General features: G+C 47.4%; 13 protein-coding genes. 10 read left to right on the forward strand and 3 right to left on the reverse strand.

Features of this window, described 5'->3' with window-relative positions:
* The coding region (locus AB5026_RS17565) for a sugar phosphate isomerase/epimerase family protein (protein ID WP_368214041.1) at positions 1-594 on the forward strand (594 nt) is incomplete at its 5' end.
* Positions 595-611: 17 nt separating this feature from the next.
* Positions 612-1,352, forward strand: a complete 741-nt coding sequence (nagB, locus tag AB5026_RS17570) for a glucosamine-6-phosphate deaminase (protein WP_022426874.1) — start codon at positions 612-614, stop codon at positions 1,350-1,352.
* A gap of 90 nt (positions 1,353-1,442) precedes the next feature.
* On the opposite strand, the gene AB5026_RS17575 is transcribed toward nagB, so the two are convergent.
* The gene (locus tag AB5026_RS17575; protein ID WP_021651604.1) at positions 1,443-1,877 is read right to left on the reverse strand and encodes a CBS domain-containing protein; all 435 of its coding nucleotides are present in this window, start codon (positions 1,875-1,877) and stop codon (positions 1,443-1,445) included.
* A 48-nt stretch (positions 1,878-1,925) separates the two neighbouring features.
* Positions 1,926-2,936, reverse strand: a complete 1,011-nt coding sequence (gene asnA / locus AB5026_RS17580; protein ID WP_022426875.1) for an aspartate--ammonia ligase — start codon at positions 2,934-2,936, stop codon at positions 1,926-1,928.
* A 216-nt stretch (positions 2,937-3,152) separates the two neighbouring features.
* Here asnA and AB5026_RS17585 point away from each other — a divergent pair, with 216 nt between their 5' ends.
* Positions 3,153-3,686 (forward strand): hypothetical protein, encoded by a 534-nt coding sequence (locus tag AB5026_RS17585; RefSeq protein ID WP_022426876.1) that lies wholly within the window; start codon positions 3,153-3,155, stop codon positions 3,684-3,686.
* A 200-nt stretch (positions 3,687-3,886) separates the two neighbouring features.
* Entirely contained in the window at positions 3,887-6,022 is a 2,136-nt protein-coding gene (nrdD, locus tag AB5026_RS17590) for an anaerobic ribonucleoside-triphosphate reductase (RefSeq protein ID WP_015526126.1), read from the forward strand.
* Between the two features lie 158 nt (positions 6,023-6,180).
* Here the strand turns inward: nrdD and arcC are convergent, their stop codons facing one another.
* Positions 6,181-7,113, reverse strand: a complete 933-nt coding sequence (gene arcC, locus AB5026_RS17595) for a carbamate kinase (RefSeq protein WP_015526125.1) — start codon at positions 7,111-7,113, stop codon at positions 6,181-6,183.
* A 565-nt stretch (positions 7,114-7,678) separates the two neighbouring features.
* Here arcC and AB5026_RS17600 point away from each other — a divergent pair.
* From AB5026_RS17600 to AB5026_RS17625, 6 genes are all read left to right on the forward strand, one after another.
* Positions 7,679-9,661: a hypothetical protein gene (locus tag AB5026_RS17600; RefSeq protein WP_368214044.1), complete on the forward strand. Its 1,983-nt coding sequence runs from the start codon at positions 7,679-7,681 to the stop codon at positions 9,659-9,661.
* A 188-nt stretch (positions 9,662-9,849) separates the two neighbouring features.
* On the forward strand, positions 9,850-11,316 hold the full coding sequence (locus AB5026_RS17605; protein ID WP_368214046.1) for a UDP-N-acetylmuramoyl-L-alanyl-D-glutamate--2,6-diaminopimelate ligase: 1,467 nt from the start codon (positions 9,850-9,852) through the stop codon (positions 11,314-11,316).
* Between the two features lie 4 nt (positions 11,317-11,320).
* Positions 11,321-13,540: a primosomal protein N' gene (gene priA, locus AB5026_RS17610; RefSeq protein WP_114002105.1), complete on the forward strand. Its 2,220-nt coding sequence runs from the start codon at positions 11,321-11,323 to the stop codon at positions 13,538-13,540.
* Positions 13,541-13,552: 12 nt separating this feature from the next.
* Positions 13,553-14,026, forward strand: coding sequence for a peptide deformylase (def, locus tag AB5026_RS17615; protein ID WP_022426881.1), 474 nt, complete (start codon positions 13,553-13,555; stop codon positions 14,024-14,026).
* Positions 14,027-14,038: 12 nt separating this feature from the next.
* Positions 14,039-14,983 (forward strand): methionyl-tRNA formyltransferase, encoded by a 945-nt coding sequence (gene fmt, locus AB5026_RS17620; RefSeq protein ID WP_118623414.1) that lies wholly within the window; start codon positions 14,039-14,041, stop codon positions 14,981-14,983.
* A 6-nt stretch (positions 14,984-14,989) separates the two neighbouring features.
* On the forward strand, positions 14,990-15,266 hold a 277-nt coding region (locus AB5026_RS17625; RefSeq protein WP_368214048.1), incomplete at its 3' end, for a zinc metallopeptidase.

The following is a 15,266-nucleotide window of genomic DNA, read 5'->3' on the forward strand; positions in this document are numbered from 1 at the left end:
GGCCTGATCCCGTCTGATTACAGAGTTGAGAGACTGAAGATGCTTATGGAAGGTTCTGACTTTGCGAAAAAGATCCATGTGACAGACCTGGCAACACACGTTGGCTATATGCCGGAAAATCCATACGACCCGAAATACGCGGAAGTATTGGTTGCATGTAAGGCTATTGTGGAAAAATGTAAGGAAAATGGTCAGAACTTCCTGTTTGAAACAGGACAGGAGACTCCTGTAACATTAAAGCGTGCGATCCAGGATATTGAGAAAGCTGTCGGAAAAGGAAATGTGGGAATTAACCTTGATCCTGCAAACCTGATTATGTACGGAAAGGCAAATCCGGTAGATGCTCTGGAGGTTTTCGGTGAGTATGTCATGGGAATTCACGGAAAAGATGGAAAATATCCAACAGATGGACATCATCTGGGTGATGAGGTTCCCCTTGGCCAGGGTAAAGTAAATTATCCTGCATTTATTGCAAAGCTGAAAGAGATCGGTTATCAGGGAGATATTACCATTGAGCGTGAGATCTCCGGTGAGGAACAGAAAAAGGATATCCGTATGGCCAAGGAGCTTCTGGATAAACTGATCGCAGAATAAGAGCTGAGGAAAAAACTATGATTATTTACGCAGGAAAAGATTATCAGGATGTAAGCAGAAAAGCAGCCAATATCATGTCTGCACAGATTATCATGAAACCGGATGCAGTTCTTGGACTGGCTACCGGTTCCACGCCTGTGGGCATGTATGCACAACTGGTAGAATGGTACAAAAAAGGGGATCTGGATTTTTCCAGGGTGACAAGTGTGAATCTGGATGAGTACAAGGGACTTTCCGGCGACAATGACCAGAGCTACCGCTATTTTATGGATCATAATCTCTTTGACCATGTAAATATTGACAAAGCACGGACCTTTGTGCCTGACGGACTGGAAGAGGATAGCGATAAGGCATGTGCACAGTATAACGAAATCATCCGGCAAACCGGAGGTGTGGATATGCAGCTGCTTGGTATCGGCGGGAACGGACACATCGGCTTCAATGAACCAGGAGATGCCTTTGAAAAAGAAACCCATTGTGTGGATCTGACAGAAAGTACCATCAGGGCCAATTCAAGGTTTTTTGAAAGCATGGATGAGGTCCCGAAACAGGCCTACACTATGGGAATCGGGAATATCATGGCTGCAAAAAAGATCCTTCTTGTGGCAACGGGAACATCCAAGGCAGAAGCCCTGTATAATTCCCTGTACGGACCGATCACACCGAAGGTTCCGGCATCTATCCTGCAGCTTCACCCGGATCTCACGGTTGTGGCAGATGAAGATGCACTGAGTATGATCCGCGAAAAAATAAAATAAAAATCCGGAATACAACTGCCGGATCAAAAAAGGATGGCTTCCGATTCCTACCTGTGCAGGAACGGAAGCCATCCTTTTTCTTTCCGCTGCTCAGTGGATTTCTTCACCGGCAGTTTTTTGTGCGGCTTTTATTTCGTTGTAACAGTATTTGATGATAGATTTTCTGGTTATGATTCCGATGAAGGAGCCCTGGTCATCTACCACCGGTACGAAGTTCTGATTAATGGCGCGATCCAGGAGATCTTCCATATTGGAATCTGCATGGACCGGTTTGTAGGTGGCACGGCGTGGAATCGCCATGATTGGGATTCCCTCTGTTTCCTTGATGTCGTGGATATCTGCACGGCGCATGCCCCAGAGGAGATCTCCCTCTGAGATGGTGCCGAGATATTTGCCGTCCATGGTGAGGATAGGAATGCAGGAGTACTTGCGGTGCTCCATTTTTTCGAGGGTCTGGCGAAGAGTTTCATCCTCAAAGATGTAGGCTACTTCGCTTTTGGGAATCAGAAAAAACAGAATGTTCACGTTATTACCTCATTTCCGCGAAAATTATAAATAAATCTGTAGGCTGTTTTAGAGAAGCTGAAGTCCGTGTGTCTCTGCAGCATCTGTGATCTCCTTCGGCCAGAGAGAGACATGTACTTCTCCGATGTGTGCTTTACGAAGGAAGAACATACAGATCCTGGACTGTCCGATACCACCACCGATGGTGTACGGAAGCTCTTTGTTCAGGATTGCTTTCTGGAATGGAAGCTCTCTTCGGTCATCACAGCCTGCTTCGGTAAGCTGACGGTCAAGTGCGTCCTCGTCAACACGGATTCCCATTGAGGAAAGCTCAAGGGCAATGTCAAGTACCGGATAGTATACGAGGATATCACCGTTCAGTTCCCAGTCATCATAGTCCGGGGCACGTCCGTCGTGGCGTTCGCCGTTGGTGAGGGTTTTGCCGACTTTCATAAGGAAGACAGCGCCCTTTTCACGGGTGATCCGATATTCACGTTCCCTCGGTGTGCAGTCCGGATACATGTCAAGAAGCTCCTGAGTTGTGATAAAGAAGATATCCTTTGGAAGGATCTCCTCGATGTAGTCATACTGTACAGCCATGTATTTCTCAGTTTTACGAAGGACACTGTAAATGGTGCGTACGGTTTCCTTGAGAGTCTCCATGGAACGTTCTTCTTTGGAGATGATCTTTTCCCAGTCCCACTGGTCTACGTAAACAGAGTGGATATTGTCCAGATCTTCATCCCGGCGGATGGCTACCATATCTGTGTAAAGACCTTCTCCGTGAGAAAATCCGTATTTTTTCAGTGCGTAGCGTTTCCATTTGGCAAGGGAGTGTACGATCTCGGCGTTGCTTCCTTCGATAGCCTTGATATCAAAGCTTACCGGGCGCTCTACACCATTAAGGTTGTCATTAAGGCCGGATTCCGGTGCTACAAATGTTGGAGCGGATACTCGAAGAAGGTTCAGCTTCTGGGAGAGTGTCTGCTGGAAGAAATCTTTTACTGTTTTGATCGCAATCTGTGTGTCATGGAGGTTCAGGTCTGCATGATAGGTTGCGGGGATTGTGATTGTATTCATTATCGGCTCCTCCTGATGATTTTTAGGCTTATTGCTCTGTGGGGTATTATAACAGAAAATGGGTGGAGTGGCAATATAATGAGAGGGGAAGTCTTTTGGGGTATCGTAGAAAAATACTGGGTATTAAATGCCTGGTGTGATATACTGAAAAAAGAATGCTTATGTTTACGACGGAAATATAAATATCCGTTTTGACGGATAGAATGGAGGGAGCTTATGGCAGGTCAAAGGTGTCAGGTTTGTGGGGGTAAGGTTGTAAATGGCAGGTGTTCATTATGTGGGATGCCTTACAGAAATGATGAGGTGTTATATCATCTGAATGAGCCCCGGGAGATACATTATAAACATGCTTCCGCCAAAGTGCGGGATATGATGCGGCAGTATGGACAGGATGCTGATCAAACAACACAACATAACGGAAACGTAAACCGGAATACGAATGCAAACCGGAATACGAACGCAAACCGGAATACGAATGCAAGCCGCAATACCGATTTGAATCGGAATCTAACCGGAAGCCGGAATACAGGTGCAGCAGCCGGACGTAAGACTGCAGCGGCAGTTAATACCAGGAATAAAACAACGGTGGGCAGAAATCGTGCAGAAGTTTTAGATCAGGGAAAAAAACAGCAAAAAAAAGATCAGAAAAGCAGTGGGGCAGGCTGGATCATATGGTTTATAGTGACACTGGCCATTCTGCTTCCGAAATTATGGGATTTTCTTACAGACTGGATCGGAACGAATTTGTGAGAATATTTCTGCAGTGAGATCAGGCAGTACTAAGTGTCTGTATTTTCGTGTATACAGAAATATCCCTTTTCTTTTCTCCTCAGCTGTGTTATACTCATGCCTAGCACAACATATAGATGAAAAACAATATATAGAGGATATAGGTACTATATATAGTATTTTGCATAGCGACTTATATATAGCACAGGGAGGGATGAGCAATGTTATATGTGATCAAGAAAGACGGGACAAGAGAGGAGTTTAATCCGCAGAAGATCGTGGCTGCCGTGAACAAATCCGCAGAGCGTATTCTTTATACTTTTTCAGACGAGGAGAAGGATTTTATCTGCCGTTTTGCCCAGGAGCATGCGGATTCCCTTGGAAAGAATGAGATCGAGATCCAGGAGATGCACAACATCGTGGAGGGGGCTCTGGAGCGTGTGAATCCGGCAGTTGCCAAGAGCTACCGTGATTATCGGAATTACAAGCTGGATTTTATCCATATGATGGATGATGTCTATACCAAGAGTCAGGCGATCCGTTATATCGGTGATAAAAGTAATGCCAATACAGACAGCGCCCTTGTTGCCACGAAACGAAGCCTGATCTTTAATGAGCTGAACAAGGAACTCTATCGGAAGTTTTTTATGAACCGTAATGAGCTTCAGGCATGTAAGGACGGCTACATTTATATTCATGACCAGTCTGCACGTCTGGATACCATGAATTGCTGTCTGTTCGATGTGGCAGCTGTTTTAAGTGGCGGTTTTGAGATGGGAAATGTCTGGTATAACGAGCCGAAGACTCTGGATACAGCCTTTGATGTTATGGGGGATATCATTCTCAGTACAGCAGCACAGCAGTATGGTGGCTTTACAGTGCCGGAGGTTGATAAGATCCTGGCACCGTATGCAAAGAAGAGCTATGATAAATATATTTCCGAATTTATGAAATACTCGGACGAGAGCTGGAGTGGCCGTGAGGAGAGAGCTATTGAGTATGCTCTTGATAAGGTCCGCAGGGATTATGACCAGGGCTGGCAGGGAATTGAGTACAAGCTGAATACCGTCGGTTCTTCCAGAGGTGATTATCCGTTTGTTACGGTGACACTTGGTCTCGGAACCGAGCAGTTTGAGAAGATGTGTACGATTTCCCTTCTTGAGGTCCATCAGGGAGGACAGGGTAAGGCCGGACACAAGAAACCGGTACTTTTCCCGAAGATCGTATTCCTTTATGACAAAGAGATCCATGGTCCAGGAAAGTGCTGTGAGGATATTTTTGAGGCTGGTGTGGAGTGTTCCTCCAAAACCATGTATCCGGACTGGCTGTCTATGTCCGGCGCAGGCTATATTTCCAGTATGTACAGGAAATACAAGAAGGTCATCAGCCCGATGGGATGCCGTGCTTTCTTAAGTCCGTGGTATGAGCGTGGCGGTATGGAGCCGGCGGATGAGAATGATACGCCTGTTTTTGTGGGACGTTTTAACATTGGTGCGGTAAGCCTTCATCTTCCGATGATCCTTGCAAAGGCCAGAGCGGAGAGCAGAGATTTCTATGAGGTTCTGGATTTCTATCTGGAAATGATCCGTAACCTGCACATCCGCACTTACGAATATCTGGGACAGATGCGTGCATCCACCAACCCGCTTGCATACTGTGAAGGCGGTTTCTACGGCGGACATCTGAAACCGAATGAAAAGATTGGCAAGATCCTGAAGCCTATGACAGCTTCCTTCGGTATCACAGCGTTAAATGAGCTTCAGGAACTTTACAATGGCAAATCCATTGCCGAGGATGGGGCGTTTGCTCTGGAGGTCCTGAAATATATCAATGACAAGGTAAATCAGTACAAGAAGGAAGATGGTTATCTTTATGCGATCTACGGAACACCGGCAGAGAGTCTTTGTGGCCTGCAGGTAGAGCAGTTCCGTAAGATGTATGGAATCATTGAGGGCGTTTCTGACAGACCATATGTGAGCAACAGCTTCCACTGCCATGTAACAGAGGATGTGACTCCGATCGAGAAACAGGATCTGGAGGGACGTTTCTGGGAGCTCTGCAATGGCGGTAAGATTCAGTATGTACGTTATCCGATCGGCTACAATAAGGAAGCTATCCGTACACTGATCCGCAGAGCCATGGATCTGGGATATTATGAGGGAGTGAACCTTTCTCTTGCATACTGTGACGATTGTGGTCATGAGGAACTGGAGATGGATGTATGCCCTGTCTGCGGTTCCAGAAACCTGACCAAGATCGACCGTATGAACGGATATCTTTCCTACAGCCGTGTCCATGGAGATACCCGCCTGAATGAGGCGAAGATGGCTGAGATCGCTGAGCGAAAATCTATGTAAATGCTAGCTGTCCGATCAACTGTGGAACAGTGATCGGACAGCCAGACAATATAAAAATATCCCGCAGAGCTGCCGGTAAGACCAGCAGCCGTCTGCGGGATATTTTTATGTAAAGTGAAGTTTTATAGTTCACTTTGTATTCTGAGTCCGTAAAATGATCATTTAATGATAGTTCCGGTCTTCTCACGGTAGCCGTCTTTTGCATGGGCCATGTCTGTGATGATGGTACGGCGTCCGGTTCCCTTCTCCACGAAGGAAACACCTGCTTCGATCTTAGGAAGCATGGAGCCTGCCGCAAACTGTTTGCCGGCAATATATTTCTTGGCATCTTCTGTGGAAATAGTATCCAGATAAGATTCGTGATCCGTATTATGGTCAAGGCTTACTTTCTCGACGCTTGTAAGGATCATCAGAGTGTCAGCGTTCAGTTCTTCTGCAAGAAGTCCTGCTGCCAGGTCTTTCTCGATGATGGCGCTGGCACCATTCAGCTGAGTTCCCTGCTCAAGAACCGGGATTCCGCCACCGCCTGCGGCAATGACGATCTGCTCTGCTGCAGAGAGGACCTTTACGGTTTCAATCTCTACGATCTTCTGTGGCTTCGGTGCTGCAAGGATACGTCTGTACTGGCCCTCGCCCACCTTTGTGACAAAGTTTCCTTTTTCTTCTTCAGCCTCGGCCTCTTCTGCGTTAAGAACACGTCCAATGATCTTCTCTGGCTCTGCAAATGCTTCATCGTATGGATCGATGACAACCTGTGTCAGAACTGTGCTGACCGGTTTGTAGATCCCTCTGGAGATAAGCTCAGCACGGATGGCGTTCTGAAGGTCATAGCCGATATAACCCTGGCTCATGGCGGAACATACGGACATTGGTGCAAATGTATAATCAGGATGTGCCTTACCGAATTCATTCATTGCGGTGTGGATCATCCCTACCTGCGGACCGTTGCTGTGGGAGATCACTACGCGGGTTCCCTCCTCTACCAGATCTGCGATTACCTTCGCTGCGAGTTTTGTAGCTGTTTTTTGCTCTGGAAGTGTGGTGCCAAGTGCCCGGTGGCCTAATGCAACTACTACGGTTTTTTCGCTCATAGGAAATACCTCGTTTCTCTTAAAAATTGGAATGAAATCAGTTACTGTATTCAGTAACGAGTACATCGAAAACGATGCACGAATATTATATTTTATTATAAAAGACCTATGTGGGAAATGCAATAGAAAATCGAGTGTTTTCCGAGACAGGAAAAACCGCCTGATCCAGTCAGACGGTTTGATTCCTACTATTTTTTGAGGGGGGAGATAGAGAGTGGTTTTTCATCTATCCAACACCTATTATATAGAGAAAATATGTTTAAAATATGTCGTTAATCTAAAAGAAATGGAAAATTTATAAAGAAAGTTTAAACAAACTTTATAATTTTTATATCCGGTTGCGCATGGTCTGAAAATGTGATACATTGAAAAAGTCTTGATCCTGCATTCTGCGGGATCTGTTCACGCATCGTTTCGATGCAGAAATCCATTTTATTTTATCGAAAAAAATATTGATCATGCATCATTTGCCGGGGAGGGATGCCTTTGTCTGTGGAAAAGTAAGTTTCTGTAAAAAAAACATGTGTATAAGAAATGCCAGATCAGGCAGAAATGAGGAAGAGCCATGAAAAACAGAATATGGAAACAGATGAAGAAAGCCGGAATTGTGACAGTGCTGGCAGGAGCCATGCTGGGAGGAACAATAGAACCGAAGCTGACTCTGGGAGCAGATTTTTTGCCGGGACAGGCACCGTTTATCGATCAGAGTGTGTTCTGGAAAGACATAGAATCCGGACAGGCGGAGCTTGGAATCCGGATTCGCGGCCTGAATGAATGGCTGTCCGGGAGAAGGTTTTCGGAGGATAAGGAGAAAAATGAGAAGTGGGACGATGAACTTCAGAAGATTGAAGATCCATCGGTGGAGCAGGAAGAAGAGATAGAACCGGAGCTGCCGGAGGATGACTTGCAGCAGGAAGAAGAGCCGGAGCCGGAGCTGCCAGAGGATGATTGGCAGCAGGAAAAGGAGCCAGAGCAGGAGCTGCCGGAGGATGACTTGCAGCAGGAAGAAAAGACAGAACAGGAATTGCCGGTGGATAAGGTTGTGGAAGGAATCGGAATAGAAATGGAGGAAGGATATGAGCACGTGGAGCAGCTGGCATCCGGGGAAACAGTACAGCCGGAGGATGAAGAGCAGGAGAAAACGGGTCCGCTCACACCGGAAGGAACGTCGACCGGAGGGGAAAATGTAGGGAATGAAGAGGAAGGTGAGTTTGAGGAGACGCAAAAGCTGACGCTGGTCACGTATATTTCTGAGTATTTTGTTCCGGAAACGGATTCTGTCCCGAAAAATATGGCTGCACAGCAGATTTCTGTAAGGAGTCAGAGCGGTGAAGCTACAGAGATCACAAAGCTGGAAAGCGTGCTGAACGTGGAGCAGAACGGGCAGGATGAGATCTTTTTCCGGATCCCGCTGATTCTGCGGCAGGAATACCGTTTTCCGGCAGAGAAAAGCAGTTATCCTGTGACTCAGGAGGAACCGCTTCAGAAGGACTGTACCGGTGCGGGAACCTTTCTCATGACAGAAGAAAACGGGGAAGAGCTGGTGATCGCAGAGGGAATCTCGCCTATGCTGGACGTGGAGGCTGCTGAGGCTGATATGGAATTGTCGGTAATTGCACAGAATAAAAAAATGAAAGCAGGGCAGACCATCCGTTATCAGGTGGAGATCGCTAATACCGGAAAACTGGATCTTGCAGATATCCGTCTGACCAGCAGCTTTTCCTGCCCTAAGATCCGGCAGCTGTGGGAAGATGCAGAAGGCCTTCTGACAGAAGGTGCCGTGGCGGGATTTGCGGAATTAAAAGCCGGAGAGAGCCGGAGCTTTTATGTACAGGCGCCGCTTTTGGATGAACAGGAAAAAGATTTGGAGCACCAGGTGGAAGCAGAGGCCAGAGTGAAGGACAGGCCGGAGGAGGTGATCCGCAAGAACGCCTCCGTTATAAATGGTCTGGAGGCACTGAAGGCGGATCTTTCTGTGAAGAAAACTGCAGACAAAGAAACCGCTGCACCGGGGGAGACTGTGACCTATCAGATCTGTATCGTGAATACCGGTGAAAAAACGCTTCATTCGGTTGTGGGAACGGAGCGCTTTCAGGTAGCAGGGATCCATGCACAGTTTCTGGAGCAGGAAGGTGTAACGCTCAACAGCAGCCGTACAAAGGCAATGATCCAACAGATCCCGCCGGGAGAGGCAGTTTCTCTTCAGGCTGTGGTGAAGATCCCGGGAAAAACAGCGGATCAGAAGCTTTTTAACCAGGTGACGGTCACAAGTCAGGAAACCGGAGAGCGATTGATGGAGGCCTCCGCTTCTGTCACGGTAAAAGGAAGGGTGACCGTTACACCGGAAGAAAGGCTTTATTTGCAGAGTGATGACCAGGATCCGGCTTCCGGTCAGATACAGATGGCAAGAGCTGCGTCCACACATCCGAAGACAGGAGATGATACCAGGAGGGAGCTGTGGACTCTTCTGGCAGTGACAGCTTTGGTGACTGTGCTGGGCGGTATCTGGCTCCGGAAAAAATATGCGGATATTTATGGGAAAAGCTGATGTTACTGAGAGCGGAGTGAACAGTAACAAGCTGATATTTTGCAAGGTGACCGTACCTCAAAGAAACGTTGAAAACAGGGGGGAGGTGTGCTATTCTATATGGTATGTACAGAAAACAAGAACAGTGTATTTCCTGCTTCCGATGTGCTGTCCGTCAGACCGGAAAAAGGGAAAATGGAGGAGAAAAAATGAATCTTTTATCCTTATTGGAACATCTTGAATACAAATGCCTTCAGGGAAGTACAGAGCAGGAGGTTTCTTCTGTTGTATATGATTCCCGTAAAGTAGAAGAAGGGAGCCTTTTTATCTGCATCAGAGGTGCGGTTGTGGATGGACATAAATTCGTACCTGATGTTGTGGCAAAGGGTGCGAAGACACTTATTGTTGAAGAAGCGGTGGAGGCACCGGAGGATGTGACAGTGATCCAGGTAGAGGGTACCCGCTACGCTATGGCCTTTATTTCCGCAGCATGGTTCGGACATCCGGCAGAAAAACTCAAAACCATCGGTATCACCGGAACCAAGGGAAAAACAACCACAACCTATATGGTGAAATCCATCCTTGAGAATGCCGGATATAAGGTTGGTCTGATCGGCACCATTGAGGCTGTTATCGGAGAGGAACATATCCCGGCAGCCAACACGACACCGGAATCCTATATGGTACAGAAATATTTTCATGATATGGTAGAAGCAGGCTGCGATGCGGTGGTTATGGAGGTTTCTTCACAGGGACTGATGCTTCACAGGACACAGGGATTTGTGTTTGATTTTGGAATTTTCACAAATATTGAACCGGATCATATCGGACCAAATGAGCACAAGGATTTTGATGATTATCTGCACTGCAAATCCATGCTTCTCAAGCAGTGTAAGGTTGGTATCGTAAATCGTGACGATGAACACTTTGACCGCATTATCGAAGGCCACACCTGCAAACTTGAAACCTACGGATTTTCCGAAAAAGCAGATCTCCGTGCAGAGGATGCCAGACTCGTTGGAAGAAAGGGCTATCTGGGAATTTCCTACCATGTGAAGGGGCTTATGGATTTTCCGGTGGAGATCGATATTCCGGGTAAATTCAGCATTTACAATTCTCTGACAGCCATTGCCATCTGCCGTCATTTTAAGGTATCTGAGGAGAATATCATCAAAGCTCTGAAGGTAGCCAAAGTCAAAGGCCGTATTGAGATGATCAAGGTATCTGACGAATTTACACTGATGATCGATTACGCACATAATGCGATGGCGCTGGAGAGCCTTCTCGGAACACTGAAGGAATATGATCCGCACAGACTGGTATGCCTGTTTGGCTGTGGCGGAAACCGTTCCAAGCTGCGCCGTTATGAGATGGGTGAGGTTTCCGGAAAGATGGCAGATCTGACCATCATTACTTCAGATAATCCGCGAGATGAGGATCCGCAGGCCATCATCGATGATATCAAGATCGGAATGGCAAAAACAGACGGAAAATATGTAGAGATCCCGGATCGTAAAGAAGCGATCGCCTATGCGATCCATCATGGTGAGCCGGGAGATATCATCGTCCTTGCTGGAAAGGGCCATGAGGATTATCAGGAGATCAAGGGTAAGAAATATCCCATGGATGAGCGTGTACTGATCCGGGAGATCCTGGAAGAAGATCAGAAAGCGTAAATGGATGATCTATGCAGATGTGATCATTGATATTTCCCATGAAAAGCTGGACCGGGATTTTCAGTATCGTGTACCTGAGGAACTAGTGCAGGCAATAAAACCTGGAGTTGTGGTCACAGTGCCCTTCGGAAAGGGAAATACCCTTCGGAAAGGCTATGTGACCGGGATCTCCGGAACGGCGAAATATGATGCGTCAAAGCTCAAGGAGATTCGGGGAGTTTCCACAGACAGTGAGACAACAGAATCCCGGCTGATCGCACTTGCGGCCTGGATGAAGGAGACCTATGGCTCCACCATGATCCAGGCACTGAAAACAGTTCTGCCTGTAAAAGACAAGGTCCGTGCAAAAGAGAAAAGACTGATCCTTTTTACAGGGAAAAAGGAAGAGGGGCAGGCACTTCTTGGCAAGCTGGAAGGCAGCCGCTTTAAAGCACGTGAGCGGTTCCTTCGGGCAATCCTGGAGGCCGGGAGCCTAGATTATACCTATGCCTCCAAAGAGCTTGGAGCCGGCATTTCCGTTCTTGATTTTTTTGAGAAAAAAGGTCTGATAACTATTGAAAGTCAGGAAATGTATCGCATTCCCGAGGGGCTCGGCTTGGTGAAGGAGAACATGGAACTGAGTCTGAACCAGGAACAGCTTTTGGCGGCAGAGCAGATCTTTCGGGAATGGCAGGAGCCGGACCCAAGGCCTGCACTTCTTTTCGGAGTGACCGGAAGCGGAAAGACCCAGGTTTATATGCGCCTGATCCAGAAGGTACTGGAGGAGGGAAAACAGGCGATCGTGCTGATCCCTGAGATCGCGCTTACTTATCAGACAGTTAGGCGCTTTTATGCCATGTTCGGAGATAAGGTTTCGGTTCTGAACTCCAGACTTTCCCAGGGAGAACGTTATGATCAGTTCAAAAGAGCAAAACGTGGTGAGATCCAGGTGATGGTAGGACCCAGATCCGCACTGTTCACACCGTTTTCAGATCTGGGACTGATCGTTATCGACGAAGAGCATGAACCCACCTACAAAAGTGAGAATACGCCAAGGTACCATGCACGTGAGACTGCCATTGAGAGGGCACGAATGGAACATGCCCGTGTGGTCATGGGATCAGCCACTCCGTCATTGGAAGCCTACAGTCATGCCTGTGACGGAGAATATCTTCTGGTAAAGTTAAACGCACGTTATGAGGAAAGGCCTCTTCCACAGGTATCAATCGTGGATCTTCGGGAAGAATTAAAGAAAGGAAACCGCTCGGTACTGAGTCTGGAGCTGAAGAGGGATCTGGAGCAGGTCCTTGAAAGAAGAGAACAGGCCATGCTGTTTCTGAACCGGAGAGGATATGCGGGCTTTGTTTCCTGCAGAGCCTGCGGTCACGTTATGAAATGTCCCCACTGTGATGTATCTCTAAGTGAACACAATGGCAATCGTCTGATCTGTCATTATTGCGGCTATGAGACTGTGAAACCGGAAATCTGTCCGTCCTGTGGTTCACCGCACATTGGTGGATTTAAGGCAGGAACCCAGCAGATCGAGAAGGTCATTGAAAAAGAATTCCCGAAAGCCAGGGTACTTCGAATGGATTTTGATACCACAAGGACCAAGGACAGCTATGAGAAGATCCTGGCTTCTTTTGCAAAGCATGAGGCAGATATTCTGGTGGGGACCCAGATGATCGTCAAGGGACATGATTTTCCGAATGTGACTCTGGTAGGAGTGATTGCAGCAGATCTTTCGCTGAATATGGATGACTATCACTGCGGGGAGCGTACATTCCAGCTTCTGACTCAGGCAGTTGGACGTTCCGGCAGAGGGAATCGGCCGGGGCAGGCGGTGATCCAGACATATCAGCCGGAGCATTACAGTATCCAGGCTGCGGCTATTCAGGATTATAAGAAATTTTATAAAGAAGAAATGGGGTATCGGATGCTTCTGGACTATCCGCCGGCAGCCCATATGATGACTGTTTTTGGCGCCTGCCAGGATGAAGAACTTCTGAAAAATGCCATGTATTATATAGAAGTTTTTATCCGCAGGGTAAGTCCGAAGGAAGAGCTTCACATGATCGGACCTGCAGCTGCATCGGTAGGTAAGGTAAAGGATGTTTATCGTCAGGTGATCCATTTGAAGCACAGGGATATCTGCTTTCTCACAGCAGTCAGAGAGAAGCTGGAGAAATATATAGAGATAAATTCCGGATTCCGGAAAATATACATTCAATTTGATATGAATTAAAGGAGAAGAAAAATGGCACTTAGAACAATCCGTGTACAGGGGGATTCTGTACTGACAAAAAAATCCCGGACAGTAGACAAAATGACACCGAGGATCGGGGAACTGATCACAGATATGCTGGATACCATGTATGATGCAATGGGTGTTGGCCTCGCTGCACCACAGGTAGGAATCCTGAAACGTATCGTTGTCATCGATGTAGGTGAGGGCCCGATCGTGCTGATCAATCCGGAGATCCTTGAGACAAGCGGCGAGCAGACCGGTGACGAGGGATGCCTGAGCGTTCCGGGAATGGCAGGACAGGTAACACGTCCGAACTATGTGAAGGTAAAAGCACTTGATGTAAATATGGACGAACAGATCTACGAGGGAGAGGGCCTTCTGGCAAGAGCGTTCTGTCATGAGATTGACCATCTGGATGGAAAAATGTATACAGAACTTGTGGAGGGAGAACTTCACAAGGTAACTTATGATGAAGAAGACTAAAGGCGGGATACTATGAAGATTATTTATATGGGAACTCCGGACTTTGCGGTGGCGCCTCTTGCAGCACTGGCAGAGAACGGATATGAAGTGGAGGCTGTGATCACACAGCCGGACAAACCGAAGGGCAGAGGCAAAACTATGATGCCTACTCCTGTAAAAGAAGAAGCACTGAAACACGGGATCCCAGTACTGCAGCCGGTGAAGGTAAGAGATCCTGAATTTGTGGAAGAACTGAAAAATCTTGCACCGGACATCATCATTGTTGCGGCATTCGGGCAGATCATTCCAAAGAGCATCCTGGATATGCCGAGATTCGGATGTATCAATATCCATGCGTCTCTGCTTCCTAAATATCGTGGAGCTGCACCGATCCAGCAGGCGGTGATCGACGGTGAAAAAGAATCCGGCGTTACCATTATGCAGATGGGAACCGGTCTGGATACCGGTGATATGATTTCCAGGATCGTGGTTCCGCTTGCCAAAGATGAGACAGGTGGAAGCTTGTTTGATAAGCTCGCACAGGCAGGTGCAGAGCTTCTGGTACAGACCTTACCGTCCATTTTTGACGGAACTGCAACCCGCGAGAAACAGCCGGAGGAGAGTCCAACACCATATGCTGCCATGATCTCCAAAAAAATGGGGCTTCTGGATTTCAGCAAAAATGCGGAAGAACTGGAGCGTCTGGTAAGAGGCCTTGATCCATGGCCAAGCGCTTTTACCTTTATCAATGGAAAAACATTGAAGGTCTGGAAGAGCTCTGTTCTGGAAAAACAGGCACAGGAAGCACCGGGAACTGTGATAGCCGCTGACAAAGGAGGAATCCAGGTAGCATGCGGCCAGAAGGTACTCGTGCTTCATGAAGTGCAGCTGGAAGGCAAAAAACGCATGGAAGCGGATGCGTTCCTTCGGGGATATCAGTTGAAACCAGGAGACATGTTCAGAGATTCCAGGGAGTGATGAGTTATGTACGGATATGGTTATTACGGATGGGGAATGGACCCCACGATTCTTTTGCTCGTGATCGGAATGCTTCTTTCTCTTGCGGCATCCGCGAAGCTGCGCAGTACCTTTGCAGTCTATAAAAAGGTCCGGAGTCATTCAGGTATCACTGGTGCGGAAGCTGCACAGAGGATCCTGAGAGCGGCTGGGATCACAGACGTACAGGTGGTTCCGATCCGCGGAAGTCTTACGGATCACTATGATCCGAGAACGAAAACGGTTTCCCTTTCAGAAGATATTT

It is taken from the genome of Blautia sp. RTP21359st1_E11_RTP21359_211015 (genome assembly GCF_040910705.1).
Taxonomy (GTDB): Bacteria; Bacillota; Clostridia; order Lachnospirales; family Lachnospiraceae; genus Blautia_A; species Blautia_A fusiformis.